The 17,931-nt window shown below is 58.5% G+C and carries 13 protein-coding genes and 3 tRNA genes; 8 read left to right on the top strand and 8 right to left on the bottom strand.

All coding sequences use genetic code 11. The annotated features are described in order from the left end of the window. Positions 1–112 precede the first annotated feature (112 nt). From HMPREF2888_RS08580 to gltX, 4 genes are all read right to left on the bottom strand, one after another. Positions 113–185 (bottom strand) — tRNA-Glu (locus HMPREF2888_RS08580). Positions 186–792: 607 nt separating this feature from the next. Then, positions 793–865: transfer RNA gene (locus HMPREF2888_RS08585), tRNA-Glu, on the bottom strand. A gap of 35 nt (positions 866–900) precedes the next feature. Further along, positions 901–972 (bottom strand) — tRNA-Gln (locus tag HMPREF2888_RS08590). A gap of 279 nt (positions 973–1,251) precedes the next feature. Further along, entirely contained in the window at positions 1,252–2,760 is a 1,509-nt protein-coding gene (gltX, locus tag HMPREF2888_RS08595) for a glutamate--tRNA ligase (protein WP_061922160.1), read from the bottom strand. 200 nt (positions 2,761–2,960) lie between these two features. Between gltX and HMPREF2888_RS08600 the strand changes: the two genes are divergently transcribed. From HMPREF2888_RS08600 to HMPREF2888_RS08630, 7 genes are all read left to right on the top strand, one after another. Then, entirely contained in the window at positions 2,961–5,294 is a 2,334-nt protein-coding gene (locus HMPREF2888_RS08600) for a choice-of-anchor M domain-containing protein (RefSeq protein WP_061922158.1), read from the top strand. Positions 5,295–5,368: 74 nt separating this feature from the next. Next, positions 5,369–6,451: a choice-of-anchor M domain-containing protein gene (locus tag HMPREF2888_RS08605; protein ID WP_141744850.1), complete on the top strand. Its 1,083-nt coding sequence runs from the start codon at positions 5,369–5,371 to the stop codon at positions 6,449–6,451. Then, positions 6,451–7,935 (top strand): anchored repeat ABC transporter, substrate-binding protein, encoded by a 1,485-nt coding sequence (locus HMPREF2888_RS08610; protein ID WP_061922152.1) that lies wholly within the window; start codon positions 6,451–6,453, stop codon positions 7,933–7,935. Before HMPREF2888_RS08605 ends, HMPREF2888_RS08610 begins: the two co-directional genes overlap by 1 nt. 45 nt (positions 7,936–7,980) lie before the next feature. Then, entirely contained in the window at positions 7,981–8,916 is a 936-nt protein-coding gene (locus HMPREF2888_RS08615) for a choice-of-anchor M domain-containing protein (protein ID WP_082778596.1), read from the top strand. Then, entirely contained in the window at positions 8,900–9,640 is a 741-nt protein-coding gene (locus HMPREF2888_RS08620) for an anchored repeat-type ABC transporter ATP-binding subunit (protein WP_061922149.1), read from the top strand. Before HMPREF2888_RS08615 ends, HMPREF2888_RS08620 begins: the two co-directional genes overlap by 17 nt. Further along, positions 9,637–10,503: an anchored repeat-type ABC transporter permease subunit gene (locus HMPREF2888_RS08625; RefSeq protein WP_061922147.1), complete on the top strand. Its 867-nt coding sequence runs from the start codon at positions 9,637–9,639 to the stop codon at positions 10,501–10,503. The genes HMPREF2888_RS08620 and HMPREF2888_RS08625 overlap by 4 nt, the downstream gene beginning before the upstream one ends. 15 nt (positions 10,504–10,518) lie before the next feature. Continuing rightward, complete coding sequence (locus tag HMPREF2888_RS08630; RefSeq protein ID WP_061922144.1) at positions 10,519–11,886, top strand: choice-of-anchor M domain-containing protein; 1,368 nt, start codon at positions 10,519–10,521, stop codon at positions 11,884–11,886. Here HMPREF2888_RS08630 and HMPREF2888_RS08635 read toward each other — a convergent pair whose 3' ends face one another. Then, positions 11,887–13,014 (bottom strand): CE1 family esterase, encoded by a 1,128-nt coding sequence (locus HMPREF2888_RS08635; RefSeq protein ID WP_082778595.1) that lies wholly within the window; start codon positions 13,012–13,014, stop codon positions 11,887–11,889. It lies immediately after the preceding gene. A 139-nt stretch (positions 13,015–13,153) separates the two neighbouring features. On the opposite strand from HMPREF2888_RS08635, the gene HMPREF2888_RS08640 reads away from it, so the two are divergent. Then, entirely contained in the window at positions 13,154–14,257 is a 1,104-nt protein-coding gene (locus tag HMPREF2888_RS08640) for an isochorismate synthase (RefSeq protein ID WP_070518647.1), read from the top strand. Between the two features lie 67 nt (positions 14,258–14,324). Here the strand turns inward: HMPREF2888_RS08640 and HMPREF2888_RS08645 are convergent, their stop codons facing one another. From HMPREF2888_RS08645 to serA, 3 genes are all read right to left on the bottom strand, one after another. Then, on the bottom strand, positions 14,325–15,134 hold the full coding sequence (locus tag HMPREF2888_RS08645) for a fumarylacetoacetate hydrolase family protein (RefSeq protein WP_201040690.1): 810 nt from the start codon (positions 15,132–15,134) through the stop codon (positions 14,325–14,327). A gap of 73 nt (positions 15,135–15,207) precedes the next feature. After that, on the bottom strand, positions 15,208–16,224 hold the full coding sequence (locus tag HMPREF2888_RS08650) for a 3-isopropylmalate dehydrogenase (protein ID WP_061922138.1): 1,017 nt from the start codon (positions 16,222–16,224) through the stop codon (positions 15,208–15,210). A gap of 87 nt (positions 16,225–16,311) precedes the next feature. Then, complete coding sequence (gene serA, locus HMPREF2888_RS08655; protein ID WP_061922135.1) at positions 16,312–17,898, bottom strand: phosphoglycerate dehydrogenase; 1,587 nt, start codon at positions 17,896–17,898, stop codon at positions 16,312–16,314. Positions 17,899–17,931: the final 33 nt, after the last annotated feature.

A 17,931-nucleotide genomic window follows, 5' to 3' on the forward strand; every position in this document is an offset into this window, starting at 1 on the left:
AAAAAGACACACTTTTTGTCGTATATCCCGATCGGTACGCGCGAGTTTTAAACCATAAGCAAAAATCTCGAAACACTAACCACCTGGAAAGTGTTTCGAGATTTTCTATTTGTACCCCGTACGGGATTTGAACCCGTGTTACCGGCGTGAGAGGCCGGCGTCCTAGGCCGCTAGACGAACGGGGCTCGCTTAGCTGTCCGTTGCGGACTTGTTAAGAGTAAACGATGCGTAAACAATTAAACAAATCGCCTGCTAGCAATAGAAAATCCCGAACCCTTTGGCGCTTTTCTTGCGTGGTTAGCAGCTTGCTTTCTCTTAGGCTGGGCGCGGATCGAATCAGTGGTTATTCCGCTTGCAATCTGTTGATAGACAGAGCCTGGAAATTTAGCGTGCCAACTCGGGTTCGGGATGACGCTTAACGTCTAACAGCATTCGCTTTAGGCTCCTACTTCTACGAGAGTTGGTTTAAAAGGAAGTTATGGATTCTAGCGATGCTGCCTAGTCGAAGGCGTTAGAGTAGCGTCGGTGAAAATGATGCGTTTCAATATCCGCCATCTACTCTCCTTTCATCCGGTAACTGCTTATATCTGCAGTCTAGGCACCGAATATCAGCCGCGGAAGCACTTTGGAGAACTTCCCAGTGGTCCCTCCCCTGGTACTTAAGCCTAAGACAAGAAGTGCTCGAGATTTAGCGCACTGGTATGGGGTAAACAAGGACCGGTTCGCGCCGCCAACATAAGAAAAATCTCGAAACACAATCTTTGACGAAAGTGTTTCGAGATTTTTAATTTGTACCCCGTACGGGATTTGAACCCGTGTTACCGGCGTGAGAGGCCGGCGTCCTAGGCCGCTAGACGAACGGGGCGTAGAACTGTGATACGACTTCAAGCAGTATCACCGCTGGCCTACCAGGACTCGAACCTAGAATGACGGTACCAGAAACCGTTGTGTTGCCAATTACACCATAGGCCATCATCACTTTGAGCTTTTAACCACCTTGGAGGCGAATCCCGCGGTGTTGCTCGCTGCAACGGTTTACTACTATAGCCACCGTTTCGGTTTTCACACAAATCGCCACGTCATCGCAGCTTTTTGAACTTTAAAAGGTGCGTTTTAGCGCTTTCTAATTACAACGTTGCGCTTTGCGCCAGCCGCCGCGTCCGACTGTCCCAAACGGACGCGGCCCCACTCCCAACGCATTGCGGGAATGGGGCCACGAGAAGCGCTTAGCTAGTAGCTACAGCTTTGCCACTACTGCTGCGCGGGCGCCTGGAACGGCGTGACAGCCAGAGCGGCACGCAAGCGATTGAGGGTGGACTCTTTGCCCAGGAGCTCCATGGACTCAAACAGTGGCGGGGAGACCTGCTGGCCGGAGATAGCTACGCGCAAAGCTCCATAGGCCTTGCGCGGCTTCAGCTCAAGCTCCTCAATGAGGGCCTTGGACAGTACGGACTCAATGGCCTCCGTCTTCCACTCCTCCAGCTCCTCCAAGCGAGCAATGGAGACCTCCAGCGGCTGCACCGCATCTTCCTTGAGGTTCTTCCTTGCGGACTTCTCGTCGAGCTCCAGCTCGGCATCCGGAGTAACCAGGAAGCTCATGAGGCCATAGGCGTCGCCAAGCATCTTGATGCGGGTCTGCACCAGGTCTGCCACGAAAGCGAACTTCCGCTCGTCATAATCAGCCGGGAAATCGGTGTACTCGGTCAGGTAATCACGCAGACGCTGCGCGAAGACCTCGGGCTCCAGCAGGCGAATGTGATCGGCGTTGATAGCCTCCAGCTTCTTCTGGTCAAAGCGAGCCGGGTTACCCAGAACGTCTTCCACATTGAAGTTCGCAACGAGCTCGTCCACGGAGAAAATGTCCTGATCCGCAGACAGGGACCAGCCCAGCAGGGACAGGTAGTTGAGCATGCCCTCCGGAATGATGCCGGCGTCGCGGTGGTTAAAGAGGTTGGACTGCGGGTCGCGCTTGGACAGCTTCTTGTTTCCCTCGCCCATAACGAACGGAAGGTGGCCAAATTCCGGGGTCTGCTTGGCGATGCCGAGTTCCTTCAGCGCCTCGTACAGCGCCAGCTGACGCGGAGTGGAGGAAAGAAGGTCCTCACCGCGCAGAACATGCGTGATGCCCATCAGTGCGTCATCGACCGGGTTAACCAGAGTGTAAAGCGGCGCGCCGTTGGAACGTGCAACGACGTAGTCCGGCTGGGTCTCAGACTTGAAGGTCAGCTCACCACGAACGAGGTCCTTCCAGGTCCAATCCTGCTCCGGCATGCGCAGGCGCCACACCGGCTTGCGGCCTTCCGCCTCGAATGCCGCAATCTGCTCGTCGGTGAGATCGCGGTCGTAATTGTCGTAGCCCAGCTTCGGGTCACGGCCGGCCGCCTTGTGACGCTCTTCCACTTCCTCGGCAGTGGAATAAGCCGGGTAGACGTAGCCACCTTCCTTCAGCTTCTCCAGGACATCGGCATAGATGTCCATGCGCTGGGACTGGCGGTAAGGCTCGTGCGGACCGCCCGTCACAACACCCTCGTCCCAGTCCATGCCCAGCCACTTCAGGGAGTCAATGATGGCCTGGTAGGACTCTTCGGAGTCACGTGCAGCGTCGGTGTCTTCGATGCGGAAAACCAGCTTGCCACCAGTATGGCGCGCGTATGCCCAGTTAAAAAGCGCAGTACGAACCATGCCCACGTGCGGGGTGCCGGTGGGCGATGGGCAGAAACGTACGCGTACGTCAGAAGTAATTTCAGTCATGCCCACCATGGTAATGCAGGCCCTTTAGGCCTGTGCCACCACCCAACTCCCGCCGCTTCCACGGGTTCACCCAAAATAGGGTAAATGGAAATAGAATTCAATAGTGTCTGCCAGCGGTTTCACAATCGACATCAGACCGCTTAAACAAAATGGAAACTATTTTCTATAGTGAAGGCCTTGGATCAGAATTGAAGAAAGGTCTCCACGCTGTGGCACAAACGCGCACCCGCTTTCTAGCCATACTTACTACTCTCTCGCTTATCGCCCCGGCACCGGCCTTCGCCGGACCCGACGACGGAAAGGCAGTCGCCACACAGGGGCACGTCGATTCCCCCAAAACATTTTGGGAAGACGATAACTTCACGCTCAAGTCTGAGCATAACTCCACCACCACAGACCTAGCAGACACCGTCGCGTGGATCGGTAAGGGCTGGAATATCGACGGAAGAAACCAATACCAATTCACTCTGCCAGACAACGGCGCTTTCGACTTCATCGGTCAGGCAGACAAGACCTACTACACAGCACCAGCCAACATCTTGGGCAGCGCCGATCCAATCTGGCTTGGCTTCGGCGCGGATTCCGGGCTGCCTGAAGATGACTTCCGCGATAACTTCGCCTCGCTCGACATCCTCTCGGTAGACGGTCCTGGCGATTTCGAGCTTTTCAGGTATCGCGACTCCGAGGGCGGCCTCGACCGCTTCATCGGCACCACGTCGAACTCCGCGTATTCTTCGATGCTGCACGCAGGCTCCCACACCCATAACTACACGCTTTTCACCAAGCCTGGCCGCTACGAGGTCACCTACCGCACCACCGCGCGTAAGAAGGACGGCACGCTCGTCGCCTCGGAGCCGACCACCACTTCCCTACAGGTAGGAGGCAAGAAGCCTGCCTATAACCCGACTCCTTCCTTGCGGGAGCGCTACGACGCCGCGACTGACGGCGATGCCTCTGCGGCAGGCTACAAGCTCGACATTGCTCCGAAGTCCAATCCTAAAAAGGACGGCGACGAGAACCTGTCCACTATCAGCTTCAATGCAGAAAACAAGGCTTCAGGCACGCTGACGCTGCTTATCGACGGCTATTTCCTCACCGATCTGCCTGTAACCGACGGCCAGGCCGAGTGGGACGAATTCCTGGGCCCTGAAAAGTCCAACATCCAGGCAGTCTTTACTCCGGAAGGCTCGGAACCACGATGGATCTCGGAGCAGGTTGAATACGCTCCAGGCACAACAAATTCGACGGATTCGACCAAGTCTGCCGATGCGTGGGAAGAAACCCACAACGTGCGCAAGCTTGCGCCGCAGGAGGAGATGACTCCGACGAACAAGAAGTTTCACGCCAAGATTGAGTCAGTCGGCGAGTCTGCATCCAAGGTCGTCGTCGATACTGAGGACAAGAACTTCAATGGTTTTATCAGCGGCGGCTTCTACGAAGACGACAGCGATATCGCCACTCTTGATTTCACGGGCGCTGTTACCAACGGCCACGGCGAGTTCCTTGTGGACGATGCGGCCTTTTATGACAACTACAAGCTCAAGTTGACGCTGAACCCACATCCGACGGTCAAAGCGGAGTCCGGCTCGGTCGTCGTCGCTGATTCCTATGCCTTCGGTAAGACCTTCGAAAAGGACGGTGCTCTGGGTACTTCCCCACAGCACCAGGACGCCGACAAGCGTAAGGAAGGCGAGAAGGAAGAAGACGCTGCCGATCCTTCAACCACGTGCAACGAAAAGCTCGTCCTGAACCGCGGCCACATCGACATCATGGCCACTCGAAAGGACGATCACTTCGATATGCGTCTCAAGGACGAGACCAACATCGGTGCAAACAAGATGGTGATGCGCCGGCTTGACGACGTCGTGATTGCCGTGCGCGACAACGCTCTGAGGAAGCGCTCCGAAAAGTTCGGAGGTGCCGAGTACGACTTCATGAACCCAGTCGGCGAAAAGACTTATGTCTTGCCGCAAACGCAGAACCGCGACATCATCTGGCCGGGCTACAACACTGAGAACCTTGATTATTCGCAGTTCAAGGACGGTAAGGTGCACCTGAACCTGCAGCCAAAGGAGATGCCGGAAGGCGCCACCTTTGGCATGTGGACCACCGGCGGTCTCGGCGGCAAGGACCAGGTCCTCGTGGATTCGAGCAAGGACGACTTCACCATCGATACCGTCTTCCCATCACACGCCCACACCAACTGGGCCTTCAGCAAGCCAGGCGTCTACAAGTTCGACGTGACCTACACCGCCACCACCACCGACGGCAAGAAGGTCGAATCTGAGCCACAAGAGCTGCTATTCACCATCGGCGACGAGGCCACCAACAACTGCGCTAAAGACAAGCCAGCACCGAAGCCAGAGCCAAAGCCGCAACCGAAGCCAGAGAAGGAGGGTTCTTCTGCTGAAGGTTCTTCCTTCAACCCGTGGAGCCTGGTGCTCCCGCTCGTGCTGGCGACCATCTTCCAGGCGGCACTGAACTTCATCCACGATCACCGCGCGGAGATTGATTACTGGGTGAAGGGAATCACTGGCCGCTAAATGGGCCCTGACCGTTCCTAAACCGCATTTGTTAATTGCAGAGGACTTAAATAGTTATGGACACACTCTCTCCTATGCCGTCCCGGGTCGTACCTCGGCCTGCGCTTTACCGTCGCACGCTGGGCTGGTTGTTTACGGCGATGCTCGTAGTCTTTTCGATGCCGCTTGCTGCGGCGCAGGCCCAAGAGACGGAATTTGATTCCGGTCACGTCGACGCCTTCTACGTCACTGCGCCGGATGGCCAGCTTTCGCTGTCGATGAAGGAAGACATCACCGGCTCAGAGGTCGAGCGGCCCGGCGATGACGTAGTGTTGCGGGTCAACGAAAACGCGTGGTCTGATGCCACCGAGAGCGTGGACGGCATCGGCACGCCCACGTACTTTCTGCCGCAGACCCAGAAGTCGGACATCATCTGGCCAGGCTGGGATACCCAGAAGGCACAGCAAGCAGGCTACAAGGACGTTGACTTCAACTTCGTGGATGTTAGTGGGCCTGGTGCGGTCTACATCTTCGAGACAACGGGCTTCGGTGACATTGAATCTGTTACTGACTCCGGTGACTTGGAGCTGCGCAGCGGCGAGGTCATCAATCAGCCCTACCCTGCTCATCGCCACGTCAACTGGGCGTTTAGCGAGCCAGGAACTTACACGATGACTGTGCAGGCTTCTTCTAATGGCGATACCAGTAACAAGGTCACCTACACCTGGTCCGTAGGTGATGGTGAAGCCGCAGGCGAAGAAGATGGAGAATACGTTGAAGACGAGGACTTCGACGACGTCGAAGGCGAATCCGATTCCACTGATTCGGATGCCGAGTCCGACGGGCATTCTGCTCCGGCAGGTTCCCTGTCTTCTGCTGGTGGAGCACTAAGCAGTGCCAATGCAAGCGGCAATCGTGCGGCCTCAGGTAATCACTCTTCGGACGCAAAGTCTTCGGGCAAGCCCGGCCGCGAAAAGTCGCGCAAGCATGTGCGTCGGGGCCACAAGTCGCACTCGGGTGCGCAGGAAGATGGCTCGGATGTGGCTTTGCAATCGGCGGGCGACGACTTCGTTGAAGCCCCCAACTACCTGCCGTGGGGCTTGGGGTTGCTCGGCGTTGGCATGTTGATGCTGGGCCTTGGTGTTATGCGCTGGGTGCTGGCGAAGGTTCAGGACTAATGCTGCACCGAAACAATCGTTGGGCTGTCGCGTCGTCGCTAAGCGCCGTGGCTCTCATAGCCGGCTGCGCGGCCCCAAGTGATGGGCAGGCGCCGGAGGGTCTGAATGTCGTGGCGACAACGCCGATTCTCGCGGACGTCGTTAGCCACGTTGCAGGCGAAGACGCCAACGTCACCGCCCTTATCCCTGCAGGTAAAGACCCGCATACCTTTGAGCCTTCGCTGCGCACCATCCGTAACGCGGCGAACGCAGACGTCGCGTTCGCAAACGGCTATCTGCTTGAGCCGCAAGGGCTCATGGATACCTTGCGGGAGACCACGCATGTCCCGGTCATCGAGGTCGCAGACCAGGCTTCCACCCGCGGCGCGAAGCTCGTTCCGCTCGTGGAAAACACTGCCCTCGATACCGTGTGGCTGGGACTGCGCATCCAGGATGCCCCGGCCAACTCGCACGCGGTGGAGCTCAGCATGGTCTCTGCCGAGGGTCCCGGTGACGTGGCAGCTTACGTGGTATCCACCTTCGGTACGCCGGAGGTGCTGTTCAACAGCGCGGACGGTATCAACGATCATGAGGACACCGCCCGCTTGCCCGCTAACGCGCACACGCATGTCTCGTGGGGCTTTTCCAAACCCGGTATCTATCGCATTGGGTTTAAGGCCCACTCTGAAGACGGCGCTACCGCGGTGCAAAATATCACCGTCGCCGTGGGCGTTAATCCCCCAGAAGAAATGCGCACACACGATGAGGGGCACGTGGACATCACCGCGAATATCGCAGCGGGGTCCATTGATCTGCAGGATAACGGCGCCCACTTCGATCCCAACACCACTGCGGTGGCTTTGCCTTCTTCAACGTTGCAGCCGATTCCGCCGAATCCGGCGTATCGCTTCTTGGGCCGTCCGGGCAGCGAGACCTATCTCCTGCCCCAAGCCGTGCTGGGCAAGCACATCCATGGCGAGGTTGACCCACACCTGTGGCACAACGTCGACAATGTCATCGCAGAAACCGAGGTGGTGGCCGATAACCTCGCGCTGGCAGACCCCACCCATGGTGCGGCCTACCGCGAGCGCGCGGCGTCGTATATCAAGCAGCTGAAGGAGACCGACGCTTTCGTGGCCGAGCAAATAGCCTCCATCCCGCAGGCCCAGCGCCATCTGGTCACGCCGCATCACGGCTATGCCTACCTGGACCAGGGCTACGGCATGCACGTCGCAGGCTTTATCACCCCGAATCCTGCCATCGAGCCCTCCCCGCGCGATGTCATTGCGCTGCGCAGGACGTTGGAGAACCTGCACCTACCGGCCGTTTTTGTAGAGCCAACACAACAAGCAAGCACAGCAACGCTCACCGAGGCAGCCGCGCAACAAGGAATCCGCGTCTGCACCATCTACGGCGACGCGTTGGATGAAAAGGCTCCGACGTACATCGACATGATGCGCACCAATGCGCAGACGCTCCACCGCTGCCTTAACCCTTCGCCCTAACCAGTCACGCCTAAAGAAAATCTCTGAGAAACAAGGAATCCACAAATGAATTCAACTTCCGCGAAAGCCACTGGGCCGCTAAGCCGCATCCTCGCGAGCGTGTCGGTGGTCTATGCGTGCTTGGCCGTTCTCGTTGCGGTCTTGGTAACCGCCGCCATCCCGGCGCCTAGTGCATGGGCCGGTGACCTCGCCCAGGTGGTCAAAGACGACGAGGAATTCGCCCCGGCAGGCACCGAGGCAATCATCGACCATGGCCACGTGGACGTCGGCGCGCAGTTTACAGGCGAAGGCGCGCATTTCCTCGCCCGCGACGATTCCGCAGCCACGCCCGTATGGCGCGAGCTTGACGACGTCGTGTTCAAAGTAGGCGACGAAGCCCAACTCGCGCTCCCAGACGATGAGCAATTCGGCTTCGTCGGCGGCAATGCTGGCGAGAACGTCTGGGTCATCCCGCAGACGGAGCAAGCAGGCGTTCCCTGGGTGGGCTGGAATACCCAGGCACCCTCGCTTATCGATGCCGCCGACCGCGGCGTGAACATGGAGTTCCTCGGTCACACCGGCCCGGGCGAGTTTTCGCTCTTCCTCCAAAATGGCGGCTTCGAAGCACCCCAGGTGCTCTGGTCCACCGCTAAGAACCAGCGCGAGGATTTCTGGGTAGACCTCAACACCCACACCCACGCCAACTGGGTTTTCACTGAGCCGGGCATCCACCAGGTGGGTATCCGCCTTAAGGGAAAGACCAAAAATGGAGAAGACTTCAGCACCGACGGCATTTTGACCTTCGCGGTTGGAGCAGAGACCGACGTGACTGAGGCCAACGCCACCGAGTGGGATCCAGAGGCTGCTCAAGAAGGATCCTCTTCCTCCATCGCTGGATGGATTTGGGTATTGCTCGGAGTCGGCGCAGTCGTGCTTATTGTCTCGGCTTTCCTTCTTATTTTTGCAGCGCGCAAGAAAGGCAAGCATGCCGACCAAGACTAAGGAAGCACTGATAGATCTAGAACACGTGCGCGTGACTTTGAGCGGGCGCCGCGTTATCAACGATGCATCGCTGCGCGTATACCCTGGCGAATTCATCGGTCTTTTGGGCCCCAACGGCGCCGGCAAGACGACGTTGATGCGCTCAATCCTGGGCTTGGTTCCTGCCAGCGGGCACATTCAGTGCGCGGCGTCGGTGGGTTATGTGCCACAGCGTCACGACGTAGAGTGGGACTTTCCCATCAACGTCTATCAGGCGGCGTTGAACGGACGCACGGGATTGATTGGGTGGTTCCGCAGGCCCCGCGCCAAAGACCACGCAGCGACCAAGCGCGCGCTGGAGCTGACGAACCTCACGCACTTGGCAAAGCGGCCCATCGCTGAGCTTTCCGGTGGCCAACGCCAGCGCGTGCTCATCGCGCGCGCTTTAGCCACAAATCCGCAGGTGCTCCTGCTTGATGAGCCTTTCACGGGTCTCGATGCCCCCAATACGGAAGCATTGCTCTACCTTTTCGACGAGCTCTGCGCAGGTGGCACGAGCATCATCATGTCCACGCACAATCTGGCGGAGGCTGCGCACACGTGCCAGCGCTTAGTGCTATTCAATAAGGAAATCACTGCGGATGGCCCTGCTGAGCAAGTGCTTGGCGACGCCGCCGCCTGGACCGCCGCCTTCGGCGTCAGCACCGATTCCCCGCTCCTTTCCGCGATTGGGGTGGCCGCATGATCGAGGTCTCCCTGTTTGATTTCTTTAGCGATCTGGCTAACCCGCAGCTAGACTTCCTCGCTCGCGCGGTGGGTATCTCGATGCTGTCTGCGGTGGTCTGTGCCGTGGTGGGCTGCTACGTGGTGCTGCGCGGTATGGCTTTCATCGGCGATGCTGTCTCCCACGCGGTGTTCCCGGGCCTGGCGGTTGCTTTTGCCCTGCAGGGATCCATCCTGCTGGGTGGGGCGGTTGCCGGCACGGTCGTAGCATTGCTCATCGCTTGCTTTTCGCAGCGCCGCAGCGTGCGCGCCGACTCCGTCATCGGAATCTTCTTTGCGGCTTCCTTTGCCCTCGGCATGGTGATCATCTCTCGGACTGAGGGCTACACCGCATCGCTGACGAGCTTTCTCTTCGGCACCTTGACCGGCGTATCGAAAGCGGATCTCTACACCGCCGCTGCAGTCACCGTGATCATCGTGGGCCTCATCGCATTGCTTAGCCCACAACTTACGGCCAACTGCCTGGACAAAGAAACGGCACGCGCGATGGGCCTTCCCGTCTTCGCCCTCGACATCGTGCTCTACCTCTGCGTAACCGGCGCGGTGGTCATCTCGGTGGGAACCATCGGCAACATCCTGGTGCTGGCACTGCTTATCACTCCCGCGGCTACTGCCCGCCTGCTAACCAACTCGCTGGGCACGATGATGCTCACCTCCAGTGCCATAGGCATCTTCGCGAGCTTCACCGGCATCTACTTGGCGTGGGCCATCGACCTACCGGCGGGCGCCACCATCGTGCTCGTGCTTACCACCCTCTTCCTTGCGGCATGGGCAATCTCCCCGATTCTTCAGAAGAAGACTTCCGAATCCAAGACCAACTCATAGAGAGGACTACCCCACATGATTTTCTCGCACTCCCGCGTACCACGCACCGTCGTCGCCCTCGGCGCTGCGACTTTCCTAGGCCTTTCCGCACCACAGGCTTTCGCGGAGGATACCTGCGCCGTGGCGGATAGCTACCACATCGAAAAAGGCCACCAGGATGTCGCAGTGCGCGACGACGACGGCCCGCTGCGCTTTACCGTGGACGACGACAGCTCCGGTGAGCACGTCGAGCGTGACTCCCGCGATTTCGTCGTGGTAGTCGATGACAACATGACGGGCTCTCTCGACGAGCTAGGCTTCCCCGGCATTTCTGGCGATGCATGGCTGCTTCCCCAAGACCAAGACCATGACCGCCCGTGGTTCGGTTTCTCGCTGCTGCACCTTTCGAACATGACTGAGGATGAAACCGCTCAGCTATCCATGGAGCTTCACGACGCACCTGAGGGCGGCCGCGTCCTCGCTTGGCAAACCGGCGACTTGAGCGACTCAGAGCTCAAACTCGATAGCGAAGACCCGAGCATGACATGGGATTACCCACGCTCCCATACCCACGTCAATTTCGGCTTCACCCAGCCGGGCGCCTACGCCGTCACTTTTACCTTCACCCTCCCGGACGGCTCCGAGCACTCACTCGACGCCCCGTTCCTCGTGGGCAATTCAACCGATGATTCAGAGCTCTGTGAGCTCGATTGGGGCGGCAGCTCCGCAGGCAACTCTGGCCCAAAGAGCAAGGCTGGACAGTTGACCACTGACATCAACGATACCGCAAAGGCCATCGGCACCCTCGACAAGGCCCTCGATAAGACCCTCGACGAGGCCGACAAGATGGTTGCCACGGAGGCGCCTAAAGCCAAGTCTGACAAGAGCAAGAACGAAAGCAAGAACAAGACCGAGCAAAAAGACAAAGACAAGGTCAAGGACAAGAACAAGGACAAGTCCAAGGCCAAGGACACCACCAAGGCCCAAACCGAAAAGAAGGCTGCTAACCCACAGCCACAATCGACGCCAGGCGGCACGGTTATGGGCAGCAAGCCAGCAGTCCGCTCGGCTAATACGGCAGGACCCACTAACACTGGAACCAAGTCAGCACCATCGAAGTCCGAACAAAAGGAAACAGAGAAAAAGAAGAAGGCGTCGGCAAGCGCACACCGCCCCGGACATGGAAATAGCCTTGCCGCCGAAGACGGACAAGGCTATGTAGAAACGGATGCACAAGAATTAAGCTATGGCGTCCCGATGCTCAACTTCTGGGCCGGCGTTCTCTCCGGTATCGGTGCATTCGCATTGCTTTTGGGCACCGGTTTGTTTATTTGGGCTCAGTTCTTCCGAAAGCCAAAGCGCAATCAGGCACAGGAACTAGGCCAAACCCAGCAGATCCTTTAGTTACTTGCGCTTATCAGAAAGGAAGTTCCACACCTCGTTAGAAGTGTCCGGCTCGTACCACCAGGTGTGGTCGCCCTTGACCTTGAGGAGCTCAACGTTCTTCAGGCAGTTGTTAAAGCGCAGGCGCTCAGCCATTGGGCCGTTCTGCTCAGCCTGGAAAGTCATGTCACAACGGTTGCGTTTGAGGTAACCGCCGAGAACCTCACGAACCGGTAGGTAGCCGGCCTCGTGACGGGTGCCGCCCTCGTACTGCATTATGCGGTCATTCACTCCGTGCATGATGAGGGTGTGCATCGGGGCGTCAACGCAGTTCTGCTCGACTGGATTGTAGAAAGCGCCGGAGACTGTTGCCACAGCAGCGAAGGTCTCCTGCGCGTGGCAGCCCAGAACAGAGGTAAAGCCGCCGCCATTGGACATTCCCATCGCATAAACGCGGGAGCGGTCAACGCGGTAATCCTTGTCGACGTCGTCCAAGATGCGCTGAATGAAGCGAATATCCTCGCCGTCGTGAGTCTTTGCATACGGCGCAGCCTCCCAAGCGCGCTCGAAGCCCTCAGGGTAAACGATGATCGCTTCCTTAGTGGCGCCAGTATTTCCCATGCGGTTGTAGCCGGAGAAGTTCTCTGGGGAATCCTCCCAACCGCCGAAGCCGTAGAGTACCGGTGCTGCCACGTCTGGGTTGTAGTTGTTCGGAATCCGCAGCAGGTAGCGGCGAGTCTTGCCCTCGTGCTCCATGTTGATAGAACGCATCTGGCCGTTTGGAATCGGCTGAATTGGGTTCACGGTCGGGTCCGCTGGGACTACCGGCTCGGCTGGTGCGGCAGGATTGACATTTTCTGGCGGCAGCTGCGGCTGAGTTGCCGGCTCAGGCGATACCGCCGGGGTCGATTCCTTAACGCCTTCAGGAATCAGATGAGAGCCATCAGCCGTAGGAGCAGGTGCAGGTGCAGGTGCTGATACCGGGGCTGGCGCAGAAGCAGGAGCGGGGGCTGGAGCTGGTGCAGGGGCCGGAACGGGTGCTGGAGCTGGTGCCGGAGCAGGCGCTTCCTGAGCGGCGGCGAAACCAGGCGCGCTGACGACGATGGCCGCGGCGGCGAGGGATACCGCTGAGCGTTTAAGCTTATTCATCCAGTTTTGAGGGCTAAGCACCTGGACTCCTTTGGTAGGGAAAAGATCGCTGTTGACACAGTAATCACCCTTTTCACACAGACCTCATTCAACACACGGGATTCTGTCAAATTTCTCCAAGGAAGTATGCTTGATCCTCATGCACGAGAACAAACCAGCCACCGCACCTGACTTTTTGCTCTCCCGAGCCACGGGATCGGTACGCACACAGGGTTCTCAACGCACCTTCACTGACGTCGAGGAAGCAATAGGCGCACTCCGCGATAAGTCTGCAGAAATGATTGTCGGCGCACTGCCATTCAACACAGACGAGCCAGCCGCACTCACCGAGCCGAAATCTATTATTCGCGAGGACGGCCCGCTCGAGCCGCCAGCCTATTACCGCCAAGGAAAACTCAACGCACGAGTTACTGGATTCGACCCGGAACCCGAGGAGCACCTGCGCCGCGTCGACGCCGCAATCGCTACAATTCAAACTTCCAAGCTTGACAAGGTGGTTTTAGCGCGGGCCGTCGATATCGAATTCACTGAAGCCGTAGACCCACGTTTGGTAGCTGCGCGCCTTATTGATCTCTCCACGAACCATGACGGCTTCATCGCCGATCTCACCCCGGCGGGCCGTGAGGGCGCCACGCTGGTCGGCGCCTCCCCAGAGGTTCTAGTCAAGAAACAAGGCTCGACTGTCACCGCTTTCCCGCTAGCAGGCTCTGCGCCACGCCAAGCTGACAAAGCCCGCGACCATCTTGCGGGACAGGACCTGCTACGTTCAGCAAAAGATCTCCACGAACACTCCTTTGTGGTCGATCACCTGCGCCGCATCCTCAGTCCGCTGTGCACCACTCTCGATGCACCGAGCACCCCGGAACTGATCAACACCAATGAGATGTGGCACTTGGGCACGCCTATCGCCGGCACCTTGAAGGAACCCGAGCTGACCGCACTGGAGCTTGCCATGCTGGTTCACCCCACCCCGGCAATCTGTGGCACGCCCACCGAGGCCGCCCAGGCACTCATCGAAACCGCAGAAACCGATCGCGGCTTCTACGCGGGCACCGTGGGTTGGTGCGACAACAACAGCGACGGCGAGTACATGGTCGCCATCCGTTGCGCCGAAGTAGCCGGCAACGGCCTTAGCGCCCGCGCGTGGGCCGGCGGCGGAATTGTCGAGTCCTCTAATTCGCAGGAGGAACTGGCTGAGACCACCGCAAAGCTACGCACCATTCTGCGGGCGTTGGGCCTTTAAAACCACGTCCGCGTTGTGAGTAATGCTCCTCGAATTCCTCGCGAGTAGGCAACGAAGGCTTTAAGTTTTAAGCCTTTTCAATCGGGTTCTTAAGCGTGCCAAGTCCCGGAATCTCGATTTCAATCGTATCGCCAGGGAACATCGGTGCGGTACCTGCCGGAGATCCGGTTGTGATGACATCACCAGGCAGCAGCGTATAGGAGGCGGAGATTTCCTCGAGAATTCCGCCCATCTTCACAATCATCTGGTCAGTGTTGGAGTCCTGCTTCTGCTCGCGCTTACCATCGTGAGTCAGGTATGCATTGATCTTCTGATCATCCAGATTCAATGAGTCCAAGTCGGTTTCAATCCATGGACCCAGCGGGCAGAAGGTATCGATGCCCTTCGCACGCGCCCATTGACCATCCTTGAACTGCAGATCGCGGGAAGAGACGTCATTGCAGATGACGTAGCCCAAGACGTGATCCTTCCAGTTCTCAGCCTTGATATTCTTCGAAACCTTGGAGATCACAACGGCCAACTCGCCCTCAAACTCCACCTTGGTGGCAAAGTCCGGGATCTTGATTGGCACGTTCGGGCCGACGACTGCGGTGGAAGGCTTGATGAAAATTGTCGGCGGGAGGTGCTCGGCGGACTCGTTGAAGACCTCCGCAACATGGTCTGCATAATTTCGGCCAAGCGCTACAACCTTGGTTGGCAGGGTCGGAGCTAGCAGGCGAACTTCGCTCAGCTTCCACTCGCGGCCAGTCGGTTCTGGAGTGGTAAACGGAGTACCGGCAATCTCCTTTGCCGTTAGTTCCTCGAGTGGGGCATCCTTCGGCCCGTCAATGATGGCAAAGCAGATTCCTTCTGGGTGAGCTATTCGTCCTAAACGCATAACGGCCATGCTACCAATTTGCGTTCTTCACTCGTTAGCTAAGGGTGCATGTAAATTCTTTTCACACCCGAGCTTAGGCTAGCGCGGCCGCAATCCTGTCGCCGACTTCTGCGGTATGGATCGTTTCATTGCCCCGCTTGGCGACGTCGCCTTCCACAGCGGCTTCAATCCGCACCGCATTTGCATCGTCTCCGAGATGCCGCAGGAGCATCGCCGCCGACAAAATGGCCGCAGTCGGGTCGGCGATCCCCTTACCCGCAATGTCCGGCGCCGAGCCATGCACCGGTTCAAACATGGAAGGATTCACGCCTGAGGCGTCGATGTTTCCAGAGGCTGCGAGCCCGATACCGCCCGTGATGGCACCGGCCAAATCCGTAAGGATATCGCCGAAGAGGTTATCGGTAACAATGACGTCATAGCGCGAAGGATCCGTCACCATAAAAATGGTCGCAGCATCGATGTGTTGATAATCCACGGTTACGTCGGGATACTCCGCGGATAACTCGTCGACGGTGCGCTGCCACAGCCCACCCGCGTTGACCAAGACGTTGGTCTTGTGCACCAGAGTCAAATGCTTACGGCGGCTCGCCGCCCGCTCGAATGCGTCACGCACAACGCGCTCGACACCAAAGCGGGTGTTTTGGGAAACCTCCGAAGCCACCTCATATTTGGTGCCTTCCCGCAAAGTTCCACCGTTGCCGCAATAGAGACCTTCGGTACCCTCGCGGACCACCACGAAGTCAATCTCTCCCGGGTTTGCCAAAGGCGAGGTTGCCGTGGGATGGAGCTTGGCAGGGCGCAGATTGACGTGATGGTCAAGCTCGAAGCGCAGCTTTAACAGCAGGCCCCGCTCCAAGATGCCGGGCGCAACCTTATCGGGCGCGCCGATGGCACCGAGCAAAATCGCATCATGCTCACGCAGCGACTCAAGGTCGGCAGCAGTGAGAAGCTCGCCATTGCGCAGGTAACGGCGGCTACCGAGGTCAAATTCGGTCACCTCGATATCGTCACGCACGGCACGCAACACCTTGAGCGCTTCCGCAGTGACCTCTGACCCGATGCCGTCTCCACCAATAACCGCCAGTTTCATGATGCGGGATTCCTTTCTCACATAATGGATATGGGAATCAGGTTAGCAGACCCTTCAACGCTATTTCTCGAATTTCCGCCTCCCTCTTTAAGCGTCGAGATCCAGCTGCACGCACTCCGCACCGAGAGCCGCCTTAATGTCATCAACCATCTCGTCTGGCACCTCTTGCTCGACGCGAAGAATGAGAACGGCGTCGCTTGGCGTCTTGCCCTGCGTCAGTGCAGCCGCCACGATGTTGATCCCGGCGGCCCCCAGCTTGGTGCCCACCGTGCCGAGCGCACCGGGGGCGTCATCGTAGCTAAAGAAGAGGTTGCGGCCCGTTGCCCGCATGTCGACGCCACGAGCATTGATGCGGATGATCTTCTCCACGCCGTCGATGCCCGTGATGGCGCCGGTCAGCTGGGAGGTCGAGCCATCCGCGCCAATCACCATCACCACGAGCGAGGAACGCTGCCCCTTCGATTCAGCCTGGGTCCGCACGTCCACCTCGACACCGCGCGCATGTGCAATCTGCATGGCGTTGACAAAGGTCACAGGCTCGTCGACGACGCCACTGAACAAGCCGCGCACAGCCGAAAGGCCCAGCGCCGAGACGTCCTCGTTAGCGAGTTCGCCGCGCGCCTCTACCTCGATGGCAACCGGTGCCTGGCCCAGCAACTTTCCTGCGGCAAGCCCCAGCTTTCGTGCGAGATCCAGCCAACCGGCCACTTCCTCGCCCACGTGTCCCGCGGACACGTTAACTGCATCGGCAACGAATTCGCCCGAAAGCGCCTTTAGAACAGAGGCCGCCACATCCGTACCTGCACGGTCTTGCGCTTCCACCGTCGAGGCGCCTAGGTGCGGCGAAGCGGTCACCTGCGGCAGCTGAAATAATGGCGAATCAGTGCACGGCTCGGTTTCGAATACATCGAATCCTGCTCCCCTATGCCTGCCCGCCTTAATGGATTCCGCCAGCGCAGCCTCATCCACAAGACCACCGCGTGCGGCGTTGATAAGGATTTGGCCCTCCTTCGCCTTAGCAAGCAGCTCCGCGTCGAACATCCCCGCGGTTTCCTTCGTCTTAGGCAGGTGAATGGTTACGAAGTCAGCGCGGCGCATAAGCTCCTCAAGCTCCACGAGCTCGACTCCCAGAGCGGCAGCACGCGCTGGATTGGCATAAGGATCATGGGCGATGATGGTGGTTTCAAAGGCCTTCAAGCGCTGGGCAAACAGTTGGCCAATGTGGCCAAAGCCAACGATTCCGACGGTCTTGCCGTAGATTTCCACGCCCTTGAACGAGGAGCGCTTCCATTCGCCGTCGCGCAAGGACTTATCGGCTGCAGGAATTTGCCGGGCGGTAGCAAGCAGCAGGGCAATCGCCTGCTCGCAGGCACTGTGAATATTGCTGGTTGGCGCGTTGACCACCATGACGCCACGCTCGGTGGCAGCAGGGATATCAACGTTGTCGAGCCCCACGCCCGCACGCCCGACAATCTTGAGGCGCCGAGCTGCGGCGAGCACTTCGGCGTCGACTTGCGTGGCGGAACGCACGAGCAAGGCATCCGCTTCCGGCACCGCAGCGAGCAGCTCGGCGCGGTTTGGCCCATCGACCCAGCGGACTTCCACCCCGTCTCCCAATGCTGCAACGGTGGACTGGGCAAGCTTATCGGCGATTAATACGACCGGCTTCGACATGACTTCCTTAGTTAGGTTGTATTGGGCAAACGC

Source organism: Corynebacterium sp. HMSC077D03 (genome assembly GCF_001808545.1).
GTDB classification, from domain to species: Bacteria; Actinomycetota; Actinomycetes; order Mycobacteriales; family Mycobacteriaceae; genus Corynebacterium; species Corynebacterium simulans.

Coding starts and splice junctions, on each gene's coding strand:
- HMPREF2888_RS08640 (WP_070518647.1), top strand. CDS start 13,154: ATGCACGAGAACAAACCAGCCACCGCACCTGACTTTTTGCTCTCCCGA.
- HMPREF2888_RS08610 (WP_061922152.1), top strand. CDS start 6,451: ATGCTGCACCGAAACAATCGTTGGGCTGTCGCGTCGTCGCTAAGCGCC.
- HMPREF2888_RS08605 (WP_141744850.1), top strand. CDS start 5,369: ATGCCGTCCCGGGTCGTACCTCGGCCTGCGCTTTACCGTCGCACGCTG.
- HMPREF2888_RS08620 (WP_061922149.1), top strand. CDS start 8,900: ATGCCGACCAAGACTAAGGAAGCACTGATAGATCTAGAACACGTGCGC.
- HMPREF2888_RS08625 (WP_061922147.1), top strand. CDS start 9,637: ATGATCGAGGTCTCCCTGTTTGATTTCTTTAGCGATCTGGCTAACCCG.
- serA (WP_061922135.1), bottom strand. CDS start 17,898: ATGTCGAAGCCGGTCGTATTAATCGCCGATAAGCTTGCCCAGTCCACC.
- HMPREF2888_RS08615 (WP_082778596.1), top strand. CDS start 7,981: ATGAATTCAACTTCCGCGAAAGCCACTGGGCCGCTAAGCCGCATCCTC.
- HMPREF2888_RS08630 (WP_061922144.1), top strand. CDS start 10,519: ATGATTTTCTCGCACTCCCGCGTACCACGCACCGTCGTCGCCCTCGGC.
- gltX (WP_061922160.1), bottom strand. CDS start 2,760: ATGGTGGGCATGACTGAAATTACTTCTGACGTACGCGTACGTTTCTGC.
- HMPREF2888_RS08650 (WP_061922138.1), bottom strand. CDS start 16,224: ATGAAACTGGCGGTTATTGGTGGAGACGGCATCGGGTCAGAGGTCACT.
- HMPREF2888_RS08645 (WP_201040690.1), bottom strand. CDS start 15,134: ATGCGTTTAGGACGAATAGCTCACCCAGAAGGAATCTGCTTTGCCATC.
- HMPREF2888_RS08635 (WP_082778595.1), bottom strand. CDS start 13,014: ATGAATAAGCTTAAACGCTCAGCGGTATCCCTCGCCGCCGCGGCCATC.